Here is a 16,550-nt window from a genome sequence, read left to right as displayed (position 1 = left end):
AATAAATTCGGTGCTCCGTCAGCAAGTACCTAAATCCGGCCAATCGTATGCCTCGATCGCGATCCGCCGTCTCGGCATTCGACCCCGATCTCACGTCACTGCCGGCGGTCGCGCATCGGCTCGACTTCGCGGATCACGAGGCGGAAGTGCCGATGCACGCGCATCGCAAAGGCCAGTTGATTCTTACGCTGCACGGAGCAGTGACCTGTACTGCGGGCAGCCAGATCTGGATTGTTCCACCCAACTGTGGAGTGTGGATTCCCGGCGGAGTGCCCCACAGCGCCAGGGCGACCGAGAATGCCCGTCTCAATTATTTATTCGTGGAGCCGGCAGCGGCGAGCCTGCCCGCGGACTGTTGCACTCTTTGGATCTCTCCGCTGATCCGGGAACTGATCGATCGGTTGGCTCGCGAGCGCGCGGATTATCGTCCGGACAGTCATGCTGCCCGGCTTGCGAGGGTGGTTCTGGACGAGCTGGCCGAGATGCCGCTCGAACACTTCAATCTACCGGTCTCCGGCGATCCGAAGATCCGTGCGATGGCAGATGCCCTGACGATAGAACCTTCCGACCGCGCCACGTTGGGAGAATGGGCCAAGCGCGTAGCGATGAGCGAGAGATCGTTGACCCGCTTGATGGTGCGGGAAACGGGCCTGACATTCGGGCGCTGGCGGCAACAACTGCACCTTCTCGTCGCGCTCAGGGATCTTGCCGGCGGCGCAACGGTGCAGAATGTCGCGGCCGAGCTGGGCTATGAGTCGGTCAACGCTTTCATCACGATGTTCAAGAAAGCTGTGGGCAGCACCCCTGCTCAGTACTTCGCGCAACGCAAGGCGCCGCTCAAGACGTAAATAGCAAACGTCTGTGGCGCGTGAAGTGGATCTCAACCCAAGCTCATCGATGCGTGCAGACGTCACAGCGGCTGGAAGTCTCACCTGAACGGGTGAGGTGGCGGAGACGCGCGCGGTTCTAGCCTTCTCCCAGCTCGCGGCAATCAGCCGCTTGGGGAGATTTGCAGCCGATGTTCGAGATGAATAATTTGAATCGGACGCTCATTGCGGGCGTCGTGGCCCTGACGCTGAGTGGTTGCGGAGGAGGGGGCGGCGGTCAATCCGAATCGGCGCCGCCGGTCGTTACTCAGCCACCGCCCTCGACCAATCCGCCTTCGAATCCGCCGCCGTCCACACCGACCACCAGCGAGTTCACGGGTGTGGCTGCCGTCGGTGCGCCGCTCGTCGGCACCGTGACGGTCAAGGACGCACTGGGCGCGACAAAGACGGTTCAGATCGGCGTCAATGGCGCGTACTCCGTGGATGTCGCCGGCATGACGGCGCCGTTCGTATTTCGGGCCGCGGGCTTTGCGAACGGCCGAGAGTACGTCGTTCACTCGGCTGCTGCTGCCGCCGACGTCAACGGCACGATCAACATCACCCAGCTCACGGATCTGGTCGTCAACAACATCGCCGGACAGATCGCGAGCAACTATTTCGATAACGGCAACTTTGGTTCGGTGAGCAAGGATGCGCTCGATGCAGAGGCGGCCAAGCTCAAAGAGAAGCTGCTGCCGGTATTGCAGGCGCTCGGCGTCGCTGCCAGCGTCGACCTGCTGCGTACGCAGTTCACCCCTCTCGAAAGCGCGCTCGACTCGGCGCTCGACGTGCTTCGCGTGACCGTCGACACGGACTCGCTGGTTGCCACGATCACCAACATCGTGACCCAGCAGCAGCTGCAGGACGATCTGAAGGTTTCGGCCGCGGGCGAGGCCAGTCCTCCGCAGCTGACCGAAACCTCGGGCCTGAGCGACGGCGCGAGCGACGTGGCGCTCATCAAGAACGCGCTGGCGAACTTTTCTTCCCTGTTCGCGACCAGCCTGCCTCCCGCCGCGAGCATCGAAGCGACGCTCACGTCCAACTTCCTGTTCGAGGATAACGATGGCCCGACGTTCGCCGCCGGGATGGCAACTGACACCTCCGCGGTGGGGCTGACCTTCACCGACGCGGACATCAAGCGGATCAATTACGACGATCTGGCGAACGTCTACGCCATCGTGGACTTCACCGCCAAGGACGCCGAAGGTCGGGAGATGGACCGCATCCGCAACTTCCAGTTGCGCAAGGGCCAGGACGGCACTTGGCGCTTGCACGGCAATCGCCAGGTAATGGAGATGTCGACCCATGTCAGCGCCATTCGCAGCACGACCGCTCAGGGCGGGGCCGCCTGCGTTTCCACCGGCATCGAGTTCTATATGGAGGACTTCGATCCGTCCAACAACGGCACTGTCGACTTCAACCAGGTGGTGGTCTACGGTCCGGGGCTGCCGCAAGGTGGCGTTCGCTACGTTCGGCCCGAGCTCGGCGGCTGGTGGCCGATTCTCGGGCAGTCGGGCAACCTGTACGTGATGGGCAACAGCTGCGCTTCGACTCAGCCGGTACCGGAGGCCGCGATTACCGGAATTCCGGACGGCGCGGCGTATCTCGCTGTGGCCTACGATGAGAATGGCAGCCGCGTGAACTTGCCCGGAGGCATCAACAATCCTGGCGCCTTCGCTCATGGTGCTTACGTGCTGAACATCGACAAGCGGCCGCTGACTGTGACGGAAGCCGTCGCCAGTGACAAATTCCCCACGATCACCTCGCCGGCATCCGCCGCAGCTCTCGCGAGCTACAACGGGGGCGCGTTGTCCATCGTCGCGTCGGGTGTGAATCCGACAAACTATGCCGACGTGATCTTCACCATCGGCACGGCGAACGGCGAACGGCAGGAGGCCGACGCGTGGACGCACGCTTCCGCAGAAGGCGTGCTCAGCGAGAACTTCACGCTGACGGCGCCGACGGACCCGATCGCGTGGCGCAGCCTTCGCGTCATCACGTATGACGCCGCCCGGCGCTCGTTCATGACTATCTACAACTAGCCTTGCGCCAGGGAGAGCATCAGCTTCGTCAGGGCAGCGCGACTGTCGACTGCTGTCTTGGCGTAGATGCTCTTCAGATGAGTCTTGAGCGTGTTGAGTGTCACGTTGAGGTGCGCGGCGACAGCATCGAGGCTGTCGCCGTCGCACAGGGCGAGCGCGGCACGGACTTCAGCCGGCGTGAGACTGTACACGCGCTGGAGCAGTCCAGGCTCCGGCTGCGACACGAGTGTATCGGCCTTGATGAAGACGACCGCTCGGGGAGCAGACGCGCCGAGATGGTAGGGGTTCGTCTCGGGCAAGTAGGAGACCTGCACGATGTAGTGAGTGGCCTCCGAAGTACGACGGACCAGGACGGTTTGCGTATGGTGTGTTCCGTCGGCCTGCGGTGCTGAAATGGCGGCCTGGATGGCGCGCTCCAGTGCGGCCTGTGCGAGCGAATCAACGGTGTCGAGAGTGCGATCGGAGCCTTCGATCTCTCCGAGCGACAAGCCGTCGTTCCGCTGCAGGATCTGCTCGGCCATGGTATTGGCAAAACAGACGCAACCCCTTTGGTCCAGCAGCAGAATGCCCTGTCGGATGCGATTCAACGCCTCCAAAGACGCGGCGACCCGGAAGTCCGCGTCGCGTAGCTTGAACATCACGCCCAGCGAACGCGTGATGTGCGGCATCAGCAGTCTCAGCCGCTCCCGATGTTCCTCTTCGAAGGGAGGCGAGTCGACTCCCCTATAGAAGGGCAAGCCGGTGGCGGGCACGCTGGGGCGCCCGGCCGTGAACACGATCCCGGAGATGAACTGGAAAATATCCATCTCCGAAAGAAACTCGCGATACCACGTCGACTCGAGCAGTTCCTCCCTCGTCGCGATATCTCGCCCGAGTACCACGTTGCCCTCGTAGAACAGGCCGCGCTCGACCATCCGCCGCGCCCACAGGTCTTCGGGCAGATATCTCGACTTCCACAATTCGATGTGATGCTGGCCGATACCGTATGGAAAAATAAAGCCGCCCTTGGCGGGCGAGTCGAAGGGTGTCAGCAGCAGGCCCTTTTCGGCCTCCAGATACTCTGCAACGGCGGCGACGATCCGCGTCCAGGCGGACGCGTCCGTGGCACCTTCATAAATCTGCAGAACCAATGCGTTGTATTGTTCGAGCATGCGCCGCAATACTAGCGACGCGGCTGGCGCCGTGCACCAGTTGAGAAATCAAATCCTTTGTCGCTCGAGTGTCGGCGGATCGGGCTGATAGCGCCTCGATGAATGGCGCGCCCGGAGGGACTCGAACCCCCGACCACCGGCTTAGAAGGCCGATGCTCTATCCAGCTGAGCTACGGGCGCGTGGCGTCCGGGAAGGAAAATGGTCGGGGCAGCAGGATTCGAACCTGCGACCCTCTGCTCCCAAAGCAGATGCGCTACCAGACTGCGCCATGCCCCGACGGGACGCGCATGTTAACAGCTTGGCGTCAGGTGGCTACTACAACACGCTACTTTCGCGCTAAATAATTGAGAGTGCTGGAAAATATTGAGTTACACCGCGGTGTGCGGGCGGCTGTCGCCCGAGCTGCGGCGCGAGCAGAGGCCGGGATGGCCATGACTTCAATCACGGTGGCGGGGCCGCGGGGCGTTTGCGCTCCGCTCGCCAGATCGTGGCGATACAAATGAAAGGCAATTTCCCGGGGAGCGCGCTGATCCGCCAGGGGGGATCGCTAGTGCTGCTGATCCTGGTGGCCGTGCTGGTGCTGGGTGGCGTGTTTGGCACGATCGCGACCGGCAACGTCGGGTGCGGACCACGCTCGGGGTCATGAGTCGGGACGAAGTCACGCCCGACGTGTTCATGAAGTGGCCGATGATTTCGCGGGCCGATGAATTCACCGCGAAGGAAGTCGCGCTCGATCTAACCCACCTTACGCCCAAAGCGCGCGACAACCTGTCGCTGCAGGACATGGATATCACCGTGTCGCGCGTAAGACGGCGTACGAAGAAGTCGCCAAGCTCGATTCGCTGATCAATGCCGTCGCGAATCAGAAGCGGCTCGAAGCCATGGAAGTGCAGACGCAGATCGCGCAGAAGGAAGCGGACATCCGCGTGACCGAAGCTCGCGGCATCGCCGAGTCGAACAGGATCATCGCGGGCACTCAATCCGCGGCGTCGACGCCGAAGTAACTCAGCGCAATGCCTTGAACAGCAGCTCCAGGCCGACCACGATCATCAACACATAAATAATAGTGATGAACCGCTCGGCGTTGACGCGCCGAACCAGCCAGACGCCGAGCAGAGTCGATGCGATCGCGAGCGGTATCAGCACCGCCGCGGCGGTGAGGTTCTCGTGCGTGAATTGCCCGAGCGCCACGTACGCAGGAATCTTGAACAGATTGATCACCGCGAAAAAGATCGCCGTGGTTCCCACCAGCACCTGAGGCGACAGGCCCTTCGGCAGCACCCACATTTGAAAAGGAGGCTGGCCCGCGTGCGCGACTTGCGATGTGAATCCCGATGCAAAGCCAAGGGCCGCGCCGAGTGCGCGAGGCGCATTGCTGGAAACGGGCACGCGACCGCCGCGAGAAATCCACAAGCGATAGCACGCGAACACGACTGAGATCGCACCGAGTACCGCGAGCACGACGGTCGCGGACACTTTTGCGGCCAGGAAGTAGGCCGCGACGATGCCGACCATCGCGGACGGAATCATCAACGCCAGCACCTCGCGATCCCAATTCTTTCGAAAGGCCCACACACCCACCGCGTCCTGCACGACCAGCACCGGGAGCAGGATCGCGGCCGCCTGCACCGGAGAAATTCTGAGCGCGAGCAAGGGCAGGGCGATGGCGCCGACACCGGCGAAGCCGCCTTTCGCAAGGCCGAGCAGGATGACTGCCGGGATGGCGAGTAGATAAAACGTGGGATCGGTGAGCATGAACGACCGCTCGTCAGGAGCGCGAACTCGATGGTTGTTCGGGGCGCGCATCTTGCCATGAGGGAGCGCACGGCCGGCTCTTACGAGGTATCAGAACGAAAGATGGTCTTGAAAGATACATTGAAACGATATATCGTTTGTTTCGTACTCAAGAGCCAATAAAGGTTTAAATTCATGTTTCATAGAAGGTTTTTTGCCCAATGGGGCGAGGGTTTCGAGCGCCATCATCACGGGCACCATTGCGGGCACTGGGGCGGTCGAGGTGGCGGCGGCGGACCGCGCGGTATGTTTTTCGGCGGCCCCGGCGGCCGAGGCGGTTTCGGACGCGGGGGCGGGGGCGGCGGTCGCCGGTTCGGGCCTGGCGACTTGCGATTGATGCTGCTCTCCTTAATTGAAGAGAAGCAGCGCCACGGTTATGAGCTGATCAAAGAGCTCGAGACCCAGTTCGGCGGCTCGTACGCGCCGAGCCCCGGTTCCGTTTATCCCACGCTGACGCTGCTCGAAGAGCTGGGTCATGTGCGCTCCACCACGACCGAAGGCAGCAAGCGGTTGTACGAGATCACCGACGAAGGTCGACGTTACTTGCGCGAGAACGAAGCCATGCTGAATAGCGTGAGAAAGCGCATGGCAATGGCGGCGCGTGCAGCGTCGGGCGAAATGCCGCCAGAAGATCTTCATCACGCCATGCATACGTTGCGAGCGGCGCTGATGTTTCATCGTGGTGGCTGGAGCGAGGAAGAGACCGAGCGCGTGCGCAGGATCATCGAATCTGCCGCCGAGGAAATCTCACAAGGGCGTGATAATGAGTAACCCGCCGAATATCACTCGAGTGCGACACGAGGTGCGCTTGCGGCGCACGACCGTCGCGCACGTCGAAACGATTGCGCCGAAGATGAAGCGAATCACCGTGAAGAGCGACGAGCTGCGCGGCTTCACTTCGCTCGGCTTCGACGATCACATCAAGTTGATCTTTCCAAACGCCGACGGCGAGTTGAACCTCGCCCCGCCGGGCACAGAGGGCGCGTCGGAAAGAGTCATGCGTGACTTCACGCCGCGGCGCTTCGATGCCGAGGCCGGCGTGTTGGCGATCGACTTCGTGATTCACGACGATGGCCCGGCGACGACCTGGGCAGCCAATGCCAAAGTCGGCAGCGTGCTCGGCGTCGGTGGGCCGCGAGGCTCGGCCATCATCTCGACGGAAGGCATCGGCCTGCATCTGCTGATTGGCGATGAGACCGCATTGCCTGCCATCGCTCGTCGCCTGGAGGAGCTGCCGGCAGGAACGAATGCGGTGGTCGTTGCCGAGGTGGCGCCGGGGTTTGAATTGCCGTTGTCGAGTCGCGCCAATCTGCAAGTCGTGTGGGTGCCGCGAACCGATCCAAATGCCGTGACAGGCGAGGCCCTGCTCGGTGCGTTGGATGATTTACCGATCATGAAGGAAGGCTGCTTCGCCTGGGCGGCGACCGAAACGCAGGCGGTCCGTGCGATTCGTCGATATCTGGTCGAAGGGCGCGGCTTCGATAAGCGTTGGGTGAAAGCGGCGGGATATTGGCAGCGAGGTGCGGTCGGCTCGCACGTGGTCGTCGACGACTGACAGGGCGTAACCGAAATGAAACCGGCTCGCGACTGAGTTCGTGACCCGGCCGGGACTAGACTGCCGCCTCTGTTCCGACCGCGAGCCCATCCATGCAGTCGCTGACTCAAGCAACTTCGCCGCGCGATTATCGTGGCTGCGTGCCGATCGACGGCTACGTGCACAAGTTTCGCTTGGAGGCACGCGAGGAGGAGGCGGCTGAGCGCCGGCCGCATCCGGATACGACGCCGACCGTCAGTCTCGGCGCATTGCTCGGCAAGTTTGTTCTTTCTGCCGTCGCATTGGCGGGCATCGCGGCTGCCGGCGCGAGCGTTCTGATCTAAAACAAATCGAATCAGCTGAGGCGCTGCCGGGTCCCGGCGCGCAAGTTCACATGTTCAATCGACGTCAGTTTCTCAACGGCGCGCTCGCTACGACTGCGAGTCTTTCCGCAGGCCTGCATACGCGTCCACTCTTTGCCGCCAGCGCGCCGCGTGCGTTGGTCGATTGGCACAGTCACTACGTGTCGCGTGCCGAAATGAAATTCCTCGCGACGCGCACGCAGCCACCCAAGTTGGTGACTGGCGCAGACGGCGTGACTCAACTCGACAACGCGACGACCGTGTCCGCGATCGGCGGGCCGGGTGCGTTTGCTCCGTCGGATATCCAGGCGCGTCTGCGGAATCTCGATAAGAACGGTATCCAACGACAGCTGCTCACGCACACGGTTGCGTTGGGCTTCGATGCGACCTTGCCGATCGAGGAGCAGCGCACGCTCTATCGCGCTTTCAACGACGAGCTCGCTGAAGTCGTCTCGAAGAATCGTCCGAAGTTCCTTGCGGTGGCGGCATTGCCGGCATCGGATCCAGTGTGGGCCGCGCAGGAATTGACGCGTGCGCATCGCGAGCTGGGATTCATCGGCGGTTCGCTGCCGCTGAATGCGTTCTCCACGCTGGCGGGCGCACGCACGTTGAAGCCGCTGTTCGATACGGCGCAGAAGCTCAACAGTCATTTCTTCATTCATCGCGGCCCGGCCAGCGATCGCGTGCCGGGGCAGCCGCCGTTGGTCGTGCCGGAAGACACCGCCTATGCGCGCTGGAATCTCATCAGCAACTCACATCTCGCGGCCGGCGCGATCACGCTCGGGCTGACGGACTTCCTCGATCCGTATCCGGACGTGAGCGTCGAGATCATCATGCTCGGCGGCTTCTTCACTCATTTGTTTGACAGCATCATCCCGGCGGCACGGGCCAACGGCGTCGCGGACCCGCTGCAGAAGCTGCGCCGGATTTATATCGACACTGGCCCGTACTCGGTGCGCAATGCCGGCTGGGTGCGCTACGCGTGCGACAAGATCGGCGCGGACCGCATTCTGTTCGGCACTGACTATGGCGTCGGTGGTGGAGATCGCGGCGATGTCGGGCCGGCGCTCGATACGCTCGATGCCACGCTCACACCCGAGCAAAAGCAAACCATTTACTTCGACAACACACGTGCACTGCTGGCGTCCAAAGGGCTCAGCTGATCGTCACGTAGTTGTAACAATTGCTGAGTCTTACGCACTCGATTTAGATCGCTGCTGATTCCTGGACAGCCGGTCCCGGGACAACAGCGAAAAAGCCAGGCAAACAGGGATCTTTTACGCTGGCACACATGTTGCTCACCTCAGGCTCCCTACTTCGGAGATCCTTCATGTCACGCCGTTTCATCCATAGCAGTCTGCTGGCCGCCGCGGCTGCGACGCTCACTCTGCTGGGCGGTCCCGTCCAGGCAAAGGACGTCGAGCTGCTCAATGTTTCTTACGATCCGACCCGCGAGCTCTACGAGGAATACAACAAGGTCTTCGGCGCTTACTGGGAAAAGAAGACCGGCGACAAGCTGATCGTCAAGCAGTCGCATGGCGGCTCCGGCAAGCAGGCGCGCTCGGTGATCGACGGCTTGCAAGCTGACGTCGTGACGCTCGCGCTGGCCGCGGACATCGATGGCATTGCGAAGAATGCCAAGCTGTTGTCGGACGATTGGGCGGCTCGCCTGCCGCACAACTCTTCCCCCTACACCTCGACCATCGTGTTCCTGGTGCGCAAGGGCAACCCGAAGGGCATCAAGGATTGGGGCGATCTGGTGAAGCCGGGCATCTCCGTGATCACGCCGAATCCGAAGACGTCGGGTGGCGCGCGTTGGAACTATCTCGCCGCGTGGGGCTGGGCGCTGAAACAGCCGGGCGGCAACGACGCGACGGCGCAGGCTTTCGTGCAGAAGCTTTATAAGAATGTGCCGGTGCTGGACAGCGGCGCTCGCGGCTCGACCACGACGTTTGCTCAGCGCGGTCTGGGTGACGTGTTGCTTGCGTGGGAGAACGAAGCGTTCCTCGCGTTCAAGGAATTCGGCGCCGACAAGTTCGAAATCGTCGCGCCCTCGGTCAGCGTGCTCGCCGAGCCGCCGGTCGCTGTGGTCGACAAGAACGCCGAGCGTCATGGCACGAGCGCCGTTGCCAAGGCGTATCTCGAATATCTGTACACCGATGCGGGTCAGGAAGTGGCGGCGAAGAATTACTATCGCCCGACCAATCCGCAGATCCTGGCGAAGTACGCCAAGACGTTCCCGAAGATCGGCACGCTGGTGACCATCGCCGACTTCGGCGGCTGGACCAAAGCGCAAGCCACGCACTTCGCCGATGGCGGCGTGTTCGACAAGATCTATTCGCCGACGACTTGATAGCGCGCAAGTCAGGCGCCTGCGATGACGACATCGTAGGCGCCTCGATCGATCCAATGCCGCCCGTGCCTTCGGCGCGGCGGCACGCGACAAGTTAGCTTACCGCGCGGCCTGTTTCGGCAGATGCTGGAACCAATCGCAACTCTGGATATTCGTCAGCCGCCGCGTCGTGGCTGATGAGCCCGAGCCGCTTGAGCAACGTGCGCAGAACGTTGCGTGAGATTCCCAGCAAGCGCGCCGTCTGCACCTGATTCTGGCTGCAGTAAGAGAACGCCCGCCGCACGATCAACTCTTCGAGCGACTGATACAACTCGGTCGGCGTGCTCGCGAACAGTTTGTCGAGTTGCGCGGCAATGTTTTCGATGGGGCTCAACGCCGGCGCCAACGCCGCCGTTTGAGGCGCGGCTGCGAAGCGAAGATGTTCCGGGCGAATATCGCCGTCTGCTGTCAGCAGCGCGAAGTGAATGACGTTCTCCAGCTCACGAATGTTGCCCGGCCAGGCATAGCTGAGCAGCGCCCGACGCGTATCCAGTCCCAGCACAGGTGGGCGCACATGCAACTTCTCGCTGTACTTGGATAGAAAATGTTCGGCCAGCGGCATGATGTCGCCGTGGCGGTCACGCAGCGGTGGCAGCTCGAAGGTCGCGACGTTGAGTCGATAGTAGAGATCGAGGCGGAAGCGGCCTGCAGTGACGGCCTCGGGCAGATTGACGTTCGTGGCGGCCACCAGCCGCACATCGAGCGGAATTGCTTTGCGCGAGCCGACTCGAACCACTTCGCGTTCCTGCAGAACGCGTAACAATTTCACTTGTAGCGGCAACGGCAGATCGCCGATCTCATCGAGAAACAACGTGCCGCCATTCGCCGCCTCGAACCAGCCGGCGCGGGTTTCGTTGGCGCCCGTGAACGAGCCGGCCTGATGACCGAACAGCTCCGCTTCCGCCAACGATTGCGACAGCGCGCCGCAGTTCACCGCAACGAAGGCGCCTTTGCGTCCGCTTTGCGAATGCAGGTGACGGGCGACCAGCTCTTTGCCGGTGCCGGTCTCGCCAACGATCAGCACCGGCGCATCGGCCGGCGCCACTCGATCCAGCTGCTGAAGCAGCGTGCGCGACTTCGGGTCGGCGAAGATCGCCGCCTTGGCACGGATCGACGTGGGATGAGCGGAGGCGTCGGGATACACGAGTAAACGTCCGTGGGGATCGCTCATAAAAATCTGCGGGTGGATGACGCACCCAGTATTGATGAGTCGCAACTCATGCACAAAGAGCGCGGCGATATCAGCTCATGAGCAATCGGACCGTGACTGGTTTGTCACTGCGAATGTCGTCGGTCGTTCGCCGGAAACGTTATCTGTAAATGCATTGTTACCTCTCACGCCCGCGGTGAGCGGCTTTTAGACTGCCCGGACTTTCCTCACTTCCGCCGGAGTCTGTCATGCGAGTGTCACGTTCGTTTTCGTTCCGCGCTCTGTCCGTGCTGCTGGTCAGCCTCGTTGCGTCCGTTGCGTTCGCCCAAGGCAAGGACGAGTCGAAGACGCCGGTCCTGTCGCGTGCCCAGTTCGATCAACTGCTGGCCAAGCCGGAGCAGTTGCTCATCATCGACCTGCGGCGTCCTGATGAGCTCACGGCCATCGGCGGTCTGCCGGTTTATCTCAGCATTCAGGCGGCGGATCTGGAAAAGAGCCTGGCGTGGATTCCCAAGGACCGGAAGATCGTGACCGTGTCCAACCACGCGGGCCGTGCCGGCAAGGCCGGCGACCTGCTCGCCGCCAAGGGCTTCAACGTGGTCGGCCGCGTCGGCGTGCAAAATTATGAAGCCGAGGGTGGCAAGCTCACCAAGATTGCGCCCAAAGCGCCGGCCGAACAGCAGAAAAATGCACAGGCGGCGACCCAGCACTGATTGTGTTATAGATCGCAAGCGCAGGACTCTCCCCGAGGTGAAGGCAGCCCATGAGCAACAACGAAGCCCAAAAATTTCCGCCCGAAGTCTGGAAGCTGTTCGATAAGTATGTGCATGGCGCGATCTCGCGACGTGAGTTCATCGACGGTGCCGGCGCGTTTGCCGTCGCCGGCATGAGCGGCGCGGCCATTCTCGAGGCGCTCAATCCGAAGTTCGCCGAAGCCCAGCAGATCACTCCGACGGATTCGCGCATCAAGGCCGAGTACGTCGAGATTCCCGCGCCGGGCTACGGCAAGTTGCGGGGCTATCTGGTGAAGCCTGCGTCGGCGAAGGGCAAGCTGCCGACTGTGCTCGTCGTTCACGAGAACCGCGGCTTGAATCCTCACATCGAGGATGTGGCTCGACGGGTTGCTTTAGAGAACTTCATCGCGTTCGCGCCGGATGCGTTGTTTCCTCTCGGCGGGTATCCGGGCGATGAGGATAAGGCGCGTGAGCAGTTCCAGAAATTGGATCAGGCCAAGACGCGTGAAGATTTCATCGCGGCGGTCGCCTATCTGAAGAAGTTGCCGGGCGGCAGTGGCAAGGTCGGCGTCACCGGCTTCTGCTACGGCGGCGGCGTCGCCAACTTCCTCGCCACCAAAGTCCCCGATCTCGCCGCGGCCGTGCCTTTCTATGGCACGCCTCCGGCGCCGGAAGAGGCTGGGAATATCAAGGCGCCTTTGCTGTTGCAGTTCGCGGAGACCGATGAGCGAATCAACGCGGCCTGGCCGGCATCGGAAGAGGCGTTGAAGAAGGCAGGGGTGAAGTACATCGCGTACATCTATCCCGGCACACAGCACGGCTTCAACAACGACACGACGCCGAGATATAACAAGGAAGCGGCGGATCTGGCGTGGAAGCGAACGATCGAGTTCTTCAAAGAGAACCTGCGGGCTTCCTGATCTCATCGTATAACGCGGCCACAGGTTTATTTTTTGTGTCTGCGACGCGAAGAGGCCGGCCATTCTGGCGGCCTCTTCGGCAACTGAGACAGACTGTTCGGCCATGCCAACCACTGGCCAATTGAAACAAACGTTCCGCGACACTTGAGCCGACAAAGTTCGGCCAAACGTCGCCTGAGCTGGCAACGCAGGCCAAACGTTTGACAATGCCCGGCCTGACAACTTAGACAAACCTTTCAGCCCGGGCGGCGCGGACCACTGATGTCCGCGCCGTCGAGCTCGCCGTCCAGCTAGCGAGTTACAGCAGGCAGGCTATTCAACACCGGCCGCACGCCGCGGGAGAATACGAACCCATTGAACCGATCCCAGTTGATCGAGAACGTCATCACGCCGCGGAAGTTGTTATAGCCGCCAGGATTCCGCAGCACGTAGCGGCCGCCGAACGATTGGCCGCGAACGAGATAGTTGATGGCTTTGGCAACTTCAGCGGGCGGGGTGTAGCCGCTGCCGGCGGCTTGGGGGGAGGAAGGTAGGCCGATCATGACTTGGTCGGGACGCAAGGCTGGGAAGAAACGATCGGGATTGCCCGCGACAGGGAAGCCAGTCATCAGCATCTCGGCCATCGCGACTTGGAAGTCGGCAGTGGCGGAGGCGTAGGCCACACCATCCAACCCAAGCACCGTGCCAGTGTTGTAATGCTGGACGTGAATAAAAGTCAGAATGTCACGCACGCCATGAATCACGGGCAGATACGCGCCAGCCGCGCCCCCGTACGCCTGGAAGCCTACCTGCACATAAAACGTTTCCGGCGCCATCGACAAAATGAAATCGCTGCCGAAACGTGATTTCAAAGTCCGCAGCGCCGAGATCAGATTGACGACCTTCGGTGTGGTGGGTGAGCGGAAATCCAGGTCGCCCGCGTTCAAACTGAGGGAGCTGCCCTCGAAGTCGATGTCGACGCCATTCAGCCCATACAGCGTGATGATATTCGCGACCGAGTTGATGAAGTTCTGTTTGTCAGTCTCATTGTTCAGCTCGACGACCGTGTTGGCGCCGCCGATCGACAGCAGCACTTTCTTGCCTTCGCGCTTCAACAACGCCACATCGGACTGAATCTCCGCGGCCGAGGTGCGTGTATCCGGAACGAACTGAATCAGCGAGCGACTGCCCGGCGCCGACTCAGCAAACGACAGATTGATCACATCGAAGTCACGCGACACATCGCGCAGCTTGATGAAGCCGGAGCCATTCTCGAAGTTGTGCCAATAGCCGACGAACGTGCGTCCCGGCACCGGGCCGCCGCCACCGCCACCAGTGTTGGTGGGCAGTGTCGTCGCGCTGACCTGATTGCTCGCAGGAGATAAATTCCCGGCCGCGTCACGCGCGCGAACGGAATAGGTGTACGTCGTGCTGGGCGACAGACCTGAAGAGGTAAACGTCGTCGCAGCGCTGCCCGTCAACGTCGCCGCATTCTGAACGATGTCATAACGAGTCACGCCGACGTTATCGGTCGCCGCATCCCACGCGAGAGAAACACTCGATGACGTCGTGCCAGTGATTCTCACATTCCTTGGCGCTGTGGGCGCCTGAGTGTCACCACCACCGCCGCCACCGCCACCAGTATCAGCACCGATGTTCAGCCACAGCGCCGGTGTATTGATCGGCTCCCAAGTGACGAGGGAGGTGTGAGCCTGACGACATTGATAAACAGATCCTTGGTAAGTCACCTTCGAGTTGACCGCATACGCGGTGTTGGGCGCCCACGCGGGAATCGATTGCGCGTGCGACACGGAGAAGAACAACGTCATCGCGGCCAGGAGCAGCAGCGACAACAACCAGCGTTGGTTGCGAGCGAGTGTGGGGTTCATGAACATCCTTGATTGGCGAGCCCGGCGCGGGGGATGCGCCGGCGGCTTCTGGAGGTTCGCCACCCTTCGGCCAACAGATGTGGCCCTGGCCATGGCCGAATGGCGACAGTCTGGCCGCCCAGGCGGCGGATCGGGCCGGATTCGGGGTGGTTCTCCGGCGTTCTCGAATGGCAGAGGCTGCTCGGGTATACTCCGCGGCCCCCTGCGGGGGAGGCCGGCCGAGCCGGTCCCAAACCTCATATATATGTGTGGGTTGGGAGCCGATGGCGGTCTCGAACAACGGCGCAGCGGTGGTGGACCGCGAAAGTGGCGGAACTGGTAGACGCGCTGGATTTAGGTTCCAGTGGGTAACCCCGTGAGGGTTCGAGTCCCTCCTTTCGCACCAGTTGTCGCAACGACATTACTCATTCGTGACTTGAGGCAGGTTTCGACCATGCAGGTTTCAGTTGAATCGACCGGCGCCCTGGAGCGTCGGATGGAAGTGCAGGTTCCGGCCGAGCGCGTCGAAAAGGCCGTCGACGAGCGGCTGCAGCGCATGAGCCGCACGGTGCGCCTGAAGGGCTTCCGCCCGGGCAAAGTGCCGGTGAAAGTGGTGCGCCAGCAGTTCGGCCAGCAGGTCCGGCAGGAAGTGCTGGGCGATGTCATGCAGAGCACGTTCAACGAAGCCGTTGTCCAGGAAAAGCTCACGCCGGCCGGCGGCCCGCGCATCGAGCCGATCAATCTCGAGCAGGGCGCGGACCTGAAATATGCCGCGATCTTCGAGGTTATCCCGCAGATCGAGATCAAAGGCGTCGAGAGCCTGAGCGTCGAGCGTCCGGCCGCGACGGTCAGCGTCGCCGACGTGGATGCCATGATTCAGAACCTGCGCGAACAGCGTCCGAGCTACAACGCCGTGGAGCGTGAAGCGCGCGACACCGACCGCGTTACCATCGATTTCGAAGGCACCATCGACGGCGTGCCGTTCGAAGGCGGCAAGGCCGAGAATTTCCCCATCGATCTGGGCGCCGGCCGCATGCTGGCCGATTTCGAAGCCGGGCTGCGCGGTACCAAGGCGGGCGACAAGAAGGACATCGAGATGACCTTCCCGGCCACCTACGCCGCCAATCTGGCCGGCAAACAGGCCAAATTTGCTATCACCGTGCACAAGGTCGAAGAGCGTCAGCTGCCTGAGCTGAACGAGGAATTCGCCAAGGTCTACGGCGTGGAAGAGGGCGGCATCGAGCGCCTGCGCTCCGAAGTTCAGGAAAACATGGAGCGTGAGCTGGGCGAGGCCATCAAGGCTCGCGTCAAGAAGCAGATCCTGGACGGCCTGCTGGCCGCCAATCCGATCGAGCTGCCGAAGTCCATGGTCGACGCCCAGGTGCGCGAGCTGCAGCTCGACGCGGCCCGTCGCATGGGCGCCCGCGACGCTTCGCAGATTCCGCCGCCGGATGGTTTCCAGGAGCCGGCGCGCCGTCGTGTGGCGCTGTCGCTGTTGATCGGCGAGATCATCCGTAACGCCAACATCCAGGTCGACCAGGCCCAGGTGCAAACCCGTTTCGAAGAGCTGGCCGCGCAGTATCCTGACCAGGGTCAGGCTCTGCAGCAGTACCGCGCCAACCCGCAGTTCCGTCGGCAGATGGAAGCGGCGGTGCTGGAAGATCAGGTGATCGACTGGCTGGCGCAGCGCGCCCAGGTCGCGGACAAGGCGTCGAGCTTCAAGGAAATCATGAATTTCGGCGCGTAATCCGCTCTCC

17 protein-coding genes and 3 tRNA genes are annotated in these 16,550 nt (G+C 61.9%); 14 read left to right on the top strand and 6 right to left on the bottom strand.

The genetic code is table 11. The features are described from left to right. Window positions 1–47 precede the first annotated feature (47 nt). Together ACFPN2_RS34310 and ACFPN2_RS34305 are read left to right on the top strand one after the other, a co-directional pair. Window positions 48–848, top strand: coding sequence for an AraC family transcriptional regulator (locus ACFPN2_RS34310; RefSeq protein WP_380605179.1), 801 nt, complete (start codon window positions 48–50; stop codon window positions 846–848). A 179-nt stretch (window positions 849–1,027) separates the two neighbouring features. Continuing rightward, the gene (locus ACFPN2_RS34305; protein ID WP_380605177.1) at window positions 1,028–2,908 is read left to right on the top strand and encodes a Cif family virulence factor; all 1,881 of its coding nucleotides are present in this window, start codon (window positions 1,028–1,030) and stop codon (window positions 2,906–2,908) included. On the opposite strand, the gene ACFPN2_RS34300 is transcribed toward ACFPN2_RS34305, so the two are convergent. From ACFPN2_RS34300 to ACFPN2_RS34290, 3 genes are all read right to left on the bottom strand, one after another. Next, entirely contained in the window at window positions 2,905–4,059 is a 1,155-nt protein-coding gene (locus ACFPN2_RS34300) for a helix-turn-helix transcriptional regulator (RefSeq protein ID WP_380605175.1), read from the bottom strand. The genes ACFPN2_RS34305 and ACFPN2_RS34300 overlap by 4 nt on opposite strands. Before the next feature lie 103 nt (window positions 4,060–4,162). Beyond that, window positions 4,163–4,239: transfer RNA gene (locus ACFPN2_RS34295), tRNA-Arg, on the bottom strand. A gap of 20 nt (window positions 4,240–4,259) precedes the next feature. Further along, window positions 4,260–4,336 (bottom strand) — tRNA-Pro (locus ACFPN2_RS34290). A gap of 223 nt (window positions 4,337–4,559) precedes the next feature. Between ACFPN2_RS34290 and ACFPN2_RS34285 the strand changes: the two genes are divergently transcribed. The 3 genes from ACFPN2_RS34285 to ACFPN2_RS34275 are packed head-to-tail and all read left to right on the top strand — an operon-like array spanning window position 4,560 to window position 5,064. Further along, complete coding sequence (locus tag ACFPN2_RS34285; RefSeq protein WP_380605173.1) at window positions 4,560–4,706, top strand: hypothetical protein; 147 nt, start codon at window positions 4,560–4,562, stop codon at window positions 4,704–4,706. Then, window positions 4,703–4,906 (top strand): hypothetical protein, encoded by a 204-nt coding sequence (locus ACFPN2_RS34280; RefSeq protein WP_380605171.1) that lies wholly within the window; start codon window positions 4,703–4,705, stop codon window positions 4,904–4,906. Before ACFPN2_RS34285 ends, ACFPN2_RS34280 begins: the two co-directional genes overlap by 4 nt. Window positions 4,907–4,941: 35 nt before the next feature. Then, window positions 4,942–5,064: a hypothetical protein gene (locus tag ACFPN2_RS34275; protein WP_380605169.1), complete on the top strand. Its 123-nt coding sequence runs from the start codon at window positions 4,942–4,944 to the stop codon at window positions 5,062–5,064. A 1-nt stretch (window position 5,065) separates the two neighbouring features. On the opposite strand, the gene ACFPN2_RS34270 is transcribed toward ACFPN2_RS34275, so the two are convergent. Beyond that, entirely contained in the window at window positions 5,066–5,815 is a 750-nt protein-coding gene (locus tag ACFPN2_RS34270) for a sulfite exporter TauE/SafE family protein (protein ID WP_380605167.1), read from the bottom strand. Window positions 5,816–6,190: 375 nt separating this feature from the next. Between ACFPN2_RS34270 and ACFPN2_RS34265 the strand changes: the two genes are divergently transcribed. From ACFPN2_RS34265 to ACFPN2_RS34245, 5 genes are all read left to right on the top strand, one after another. Next, window positions 6,191–6,625, top strand: coding sequence for a PadR family transcriptional regulator (locus tag ACFPN2_RS34265; protein WP_380605165.1), 435 nt, complete (start codon window positions 6,191–6,193; stop codon window positions 6,623–6,625). Further along, complete coding sequence (locus tag ACFPN2_RS34260) at window positions 6,618–7,409, top strand: siderophore-interacting protein (protein WP_380605163.1); 792 nt, start codon at window positions 6,618–6,620, stop codon at window positions 7,407–7,409. The genes ACFPN2_RS34265 and ACFPN2_RS34260 overlap by 8 nt, the downstream gene beginning before the upstream one ends. Window positions 7,410–7,501: 92 nt before the next feature. Then, on the top strand, window positions 7,502–7,732 hold the full coding sequence (locus ACFPN2_RS34255; protein ID WP_380605161.1) for a hypothetical protein: 231 nt from the start codon (window positions 7,502–7,504) through the stop codon (window positions 7,730–7,732). Window positions 7,733–7,782: 50 nt separating this feature from the next. Continuing rightward, entirely contained in the window at window positions 7,783–8,913 is a 1,131-nt protein-coding gene (locus tag ACFPN2_RS34250; protein ID WP_380605159.1) for an amidohydrolase family protein, read from the top strand. Between the two features lie 167 nt (window positions 8,914–9,080). Beyond that, window positions 9,081–10,103, top strand: coding sequence for a sulfate ABC transporter substrate-binding protein (locus ACFPN2_RS34245; protein ID WP_380605157.1), 1,023 nt, complete (start codon window positions 9,081–9,083; stop codon window positions 10,101–10,103). A 94-nt stretch (window positions 10,104–10,197) separates the two neighbouring features. On the opposite strand, the gene ACFPN2_RS34240 is transcribed toward ACFPN2_RS34245, so the two are convergent. Beyond that, complete coding sequence (locus ACFPN2_RS34240; RefSeq protein ID WP_380605155.1) at window positions 10,198–11,313, bottom strand: sigma-54 interaction domain-containing protein; 1,116 nt, start codon at window positions 11,311–11,313, stop codon at window positions 10,198–10,200. Window positions 11,314–11,540: 227 nt separating this feature from the next. On the opposite strand from ACFPN2_RS34240, the gene ACFPN2_RS34235 reads away from it, so the two are divergent. Together ACFPN2_RS34235 and ACFPN2_RS34230 are read left to right on the top strand one after the other, a co-directional pair. After that, window positions 11,541–12,005 carry a rhodanese-like domain-containing protein gene (locus ACFPN2_RS34235; RefSeq protein ID WP_380605153.1) on the top strand — a complete coding sequence of 155 codons (465 nt, stop codon included), beginning with the start codon at window positions 11,541–11,543 and terminating at the stop codon, window positions 12,003–12,005. A gap of 50 nt (window positions 12,006–12,055) precedes the next feature. Then, complete coding sequence (locus ACFPN2_RS34230; protein WP_380605151.1) at window positions 12,056–12,946, top strand: dienelactone hydrolase family protein; 891 nt, start codon at window positions 12,056–12,058, stop codon at window positions 12,944–12,946. Window positions 12,947–13,236: 290 nt separating this feature from the next. Here ACFPN2_RS34230 and ACFPN2_RS34225 read toward each other — a convergent pair whose 3' ends face one another. Next, the gene (locus ACFPN2_RS34225) at window positions 13,237–14,814 is read right to left on the bottom strand and encodes a chitinase (protein ID WP_380605149.1); all 1,578 of its coding nucleotides are present in this window, start codon (window positions 14,812–14,814) and stop codon (window positions 13,237–13,239) included. Window positions 14,815–15,114: 300 nt separating this feature from the next. On the opposite strand from ACFPN2_RS34225, the gene ACFPN2_RS34220 reads away from it, so the two are divergent. Continuing rightward, window positions 15,115–15,199, top strand: a tRNA-Leu gene (locus ACFPN2_RS34220). A 48-nt stretch (window positions 15,200–15,247) separates the two neighbouring features. After that, window positions 15,248–16,540, top strand: a complete 1,293-nt coding sequence (tig, locus tag ACFPN2_RS34215; RefSeq protein ID WP_380605147.1) for a trigger factor — start codon at window positions 15,248–15,250, stop codon at window positions 16,538–16,540. Window positions 16,541–16,550: the final 10 nt, after the last annotated feature.

Source organism: Steroidobacter flavus (genome assembly GCF_042651805.1).
GTDB classification, from domain to species: domain Bacteria; phylum Pseudomonadota; class Gammaproteobacteria; order Steroidobacterales; family Steroidobacteraceae; genus Steroidobacter; species Steroidobacter flavus.
Note: the sequence above shows the minus strand (reverse complement) of the source record. Positions and strands in the feature narration are given on the sequence as shown.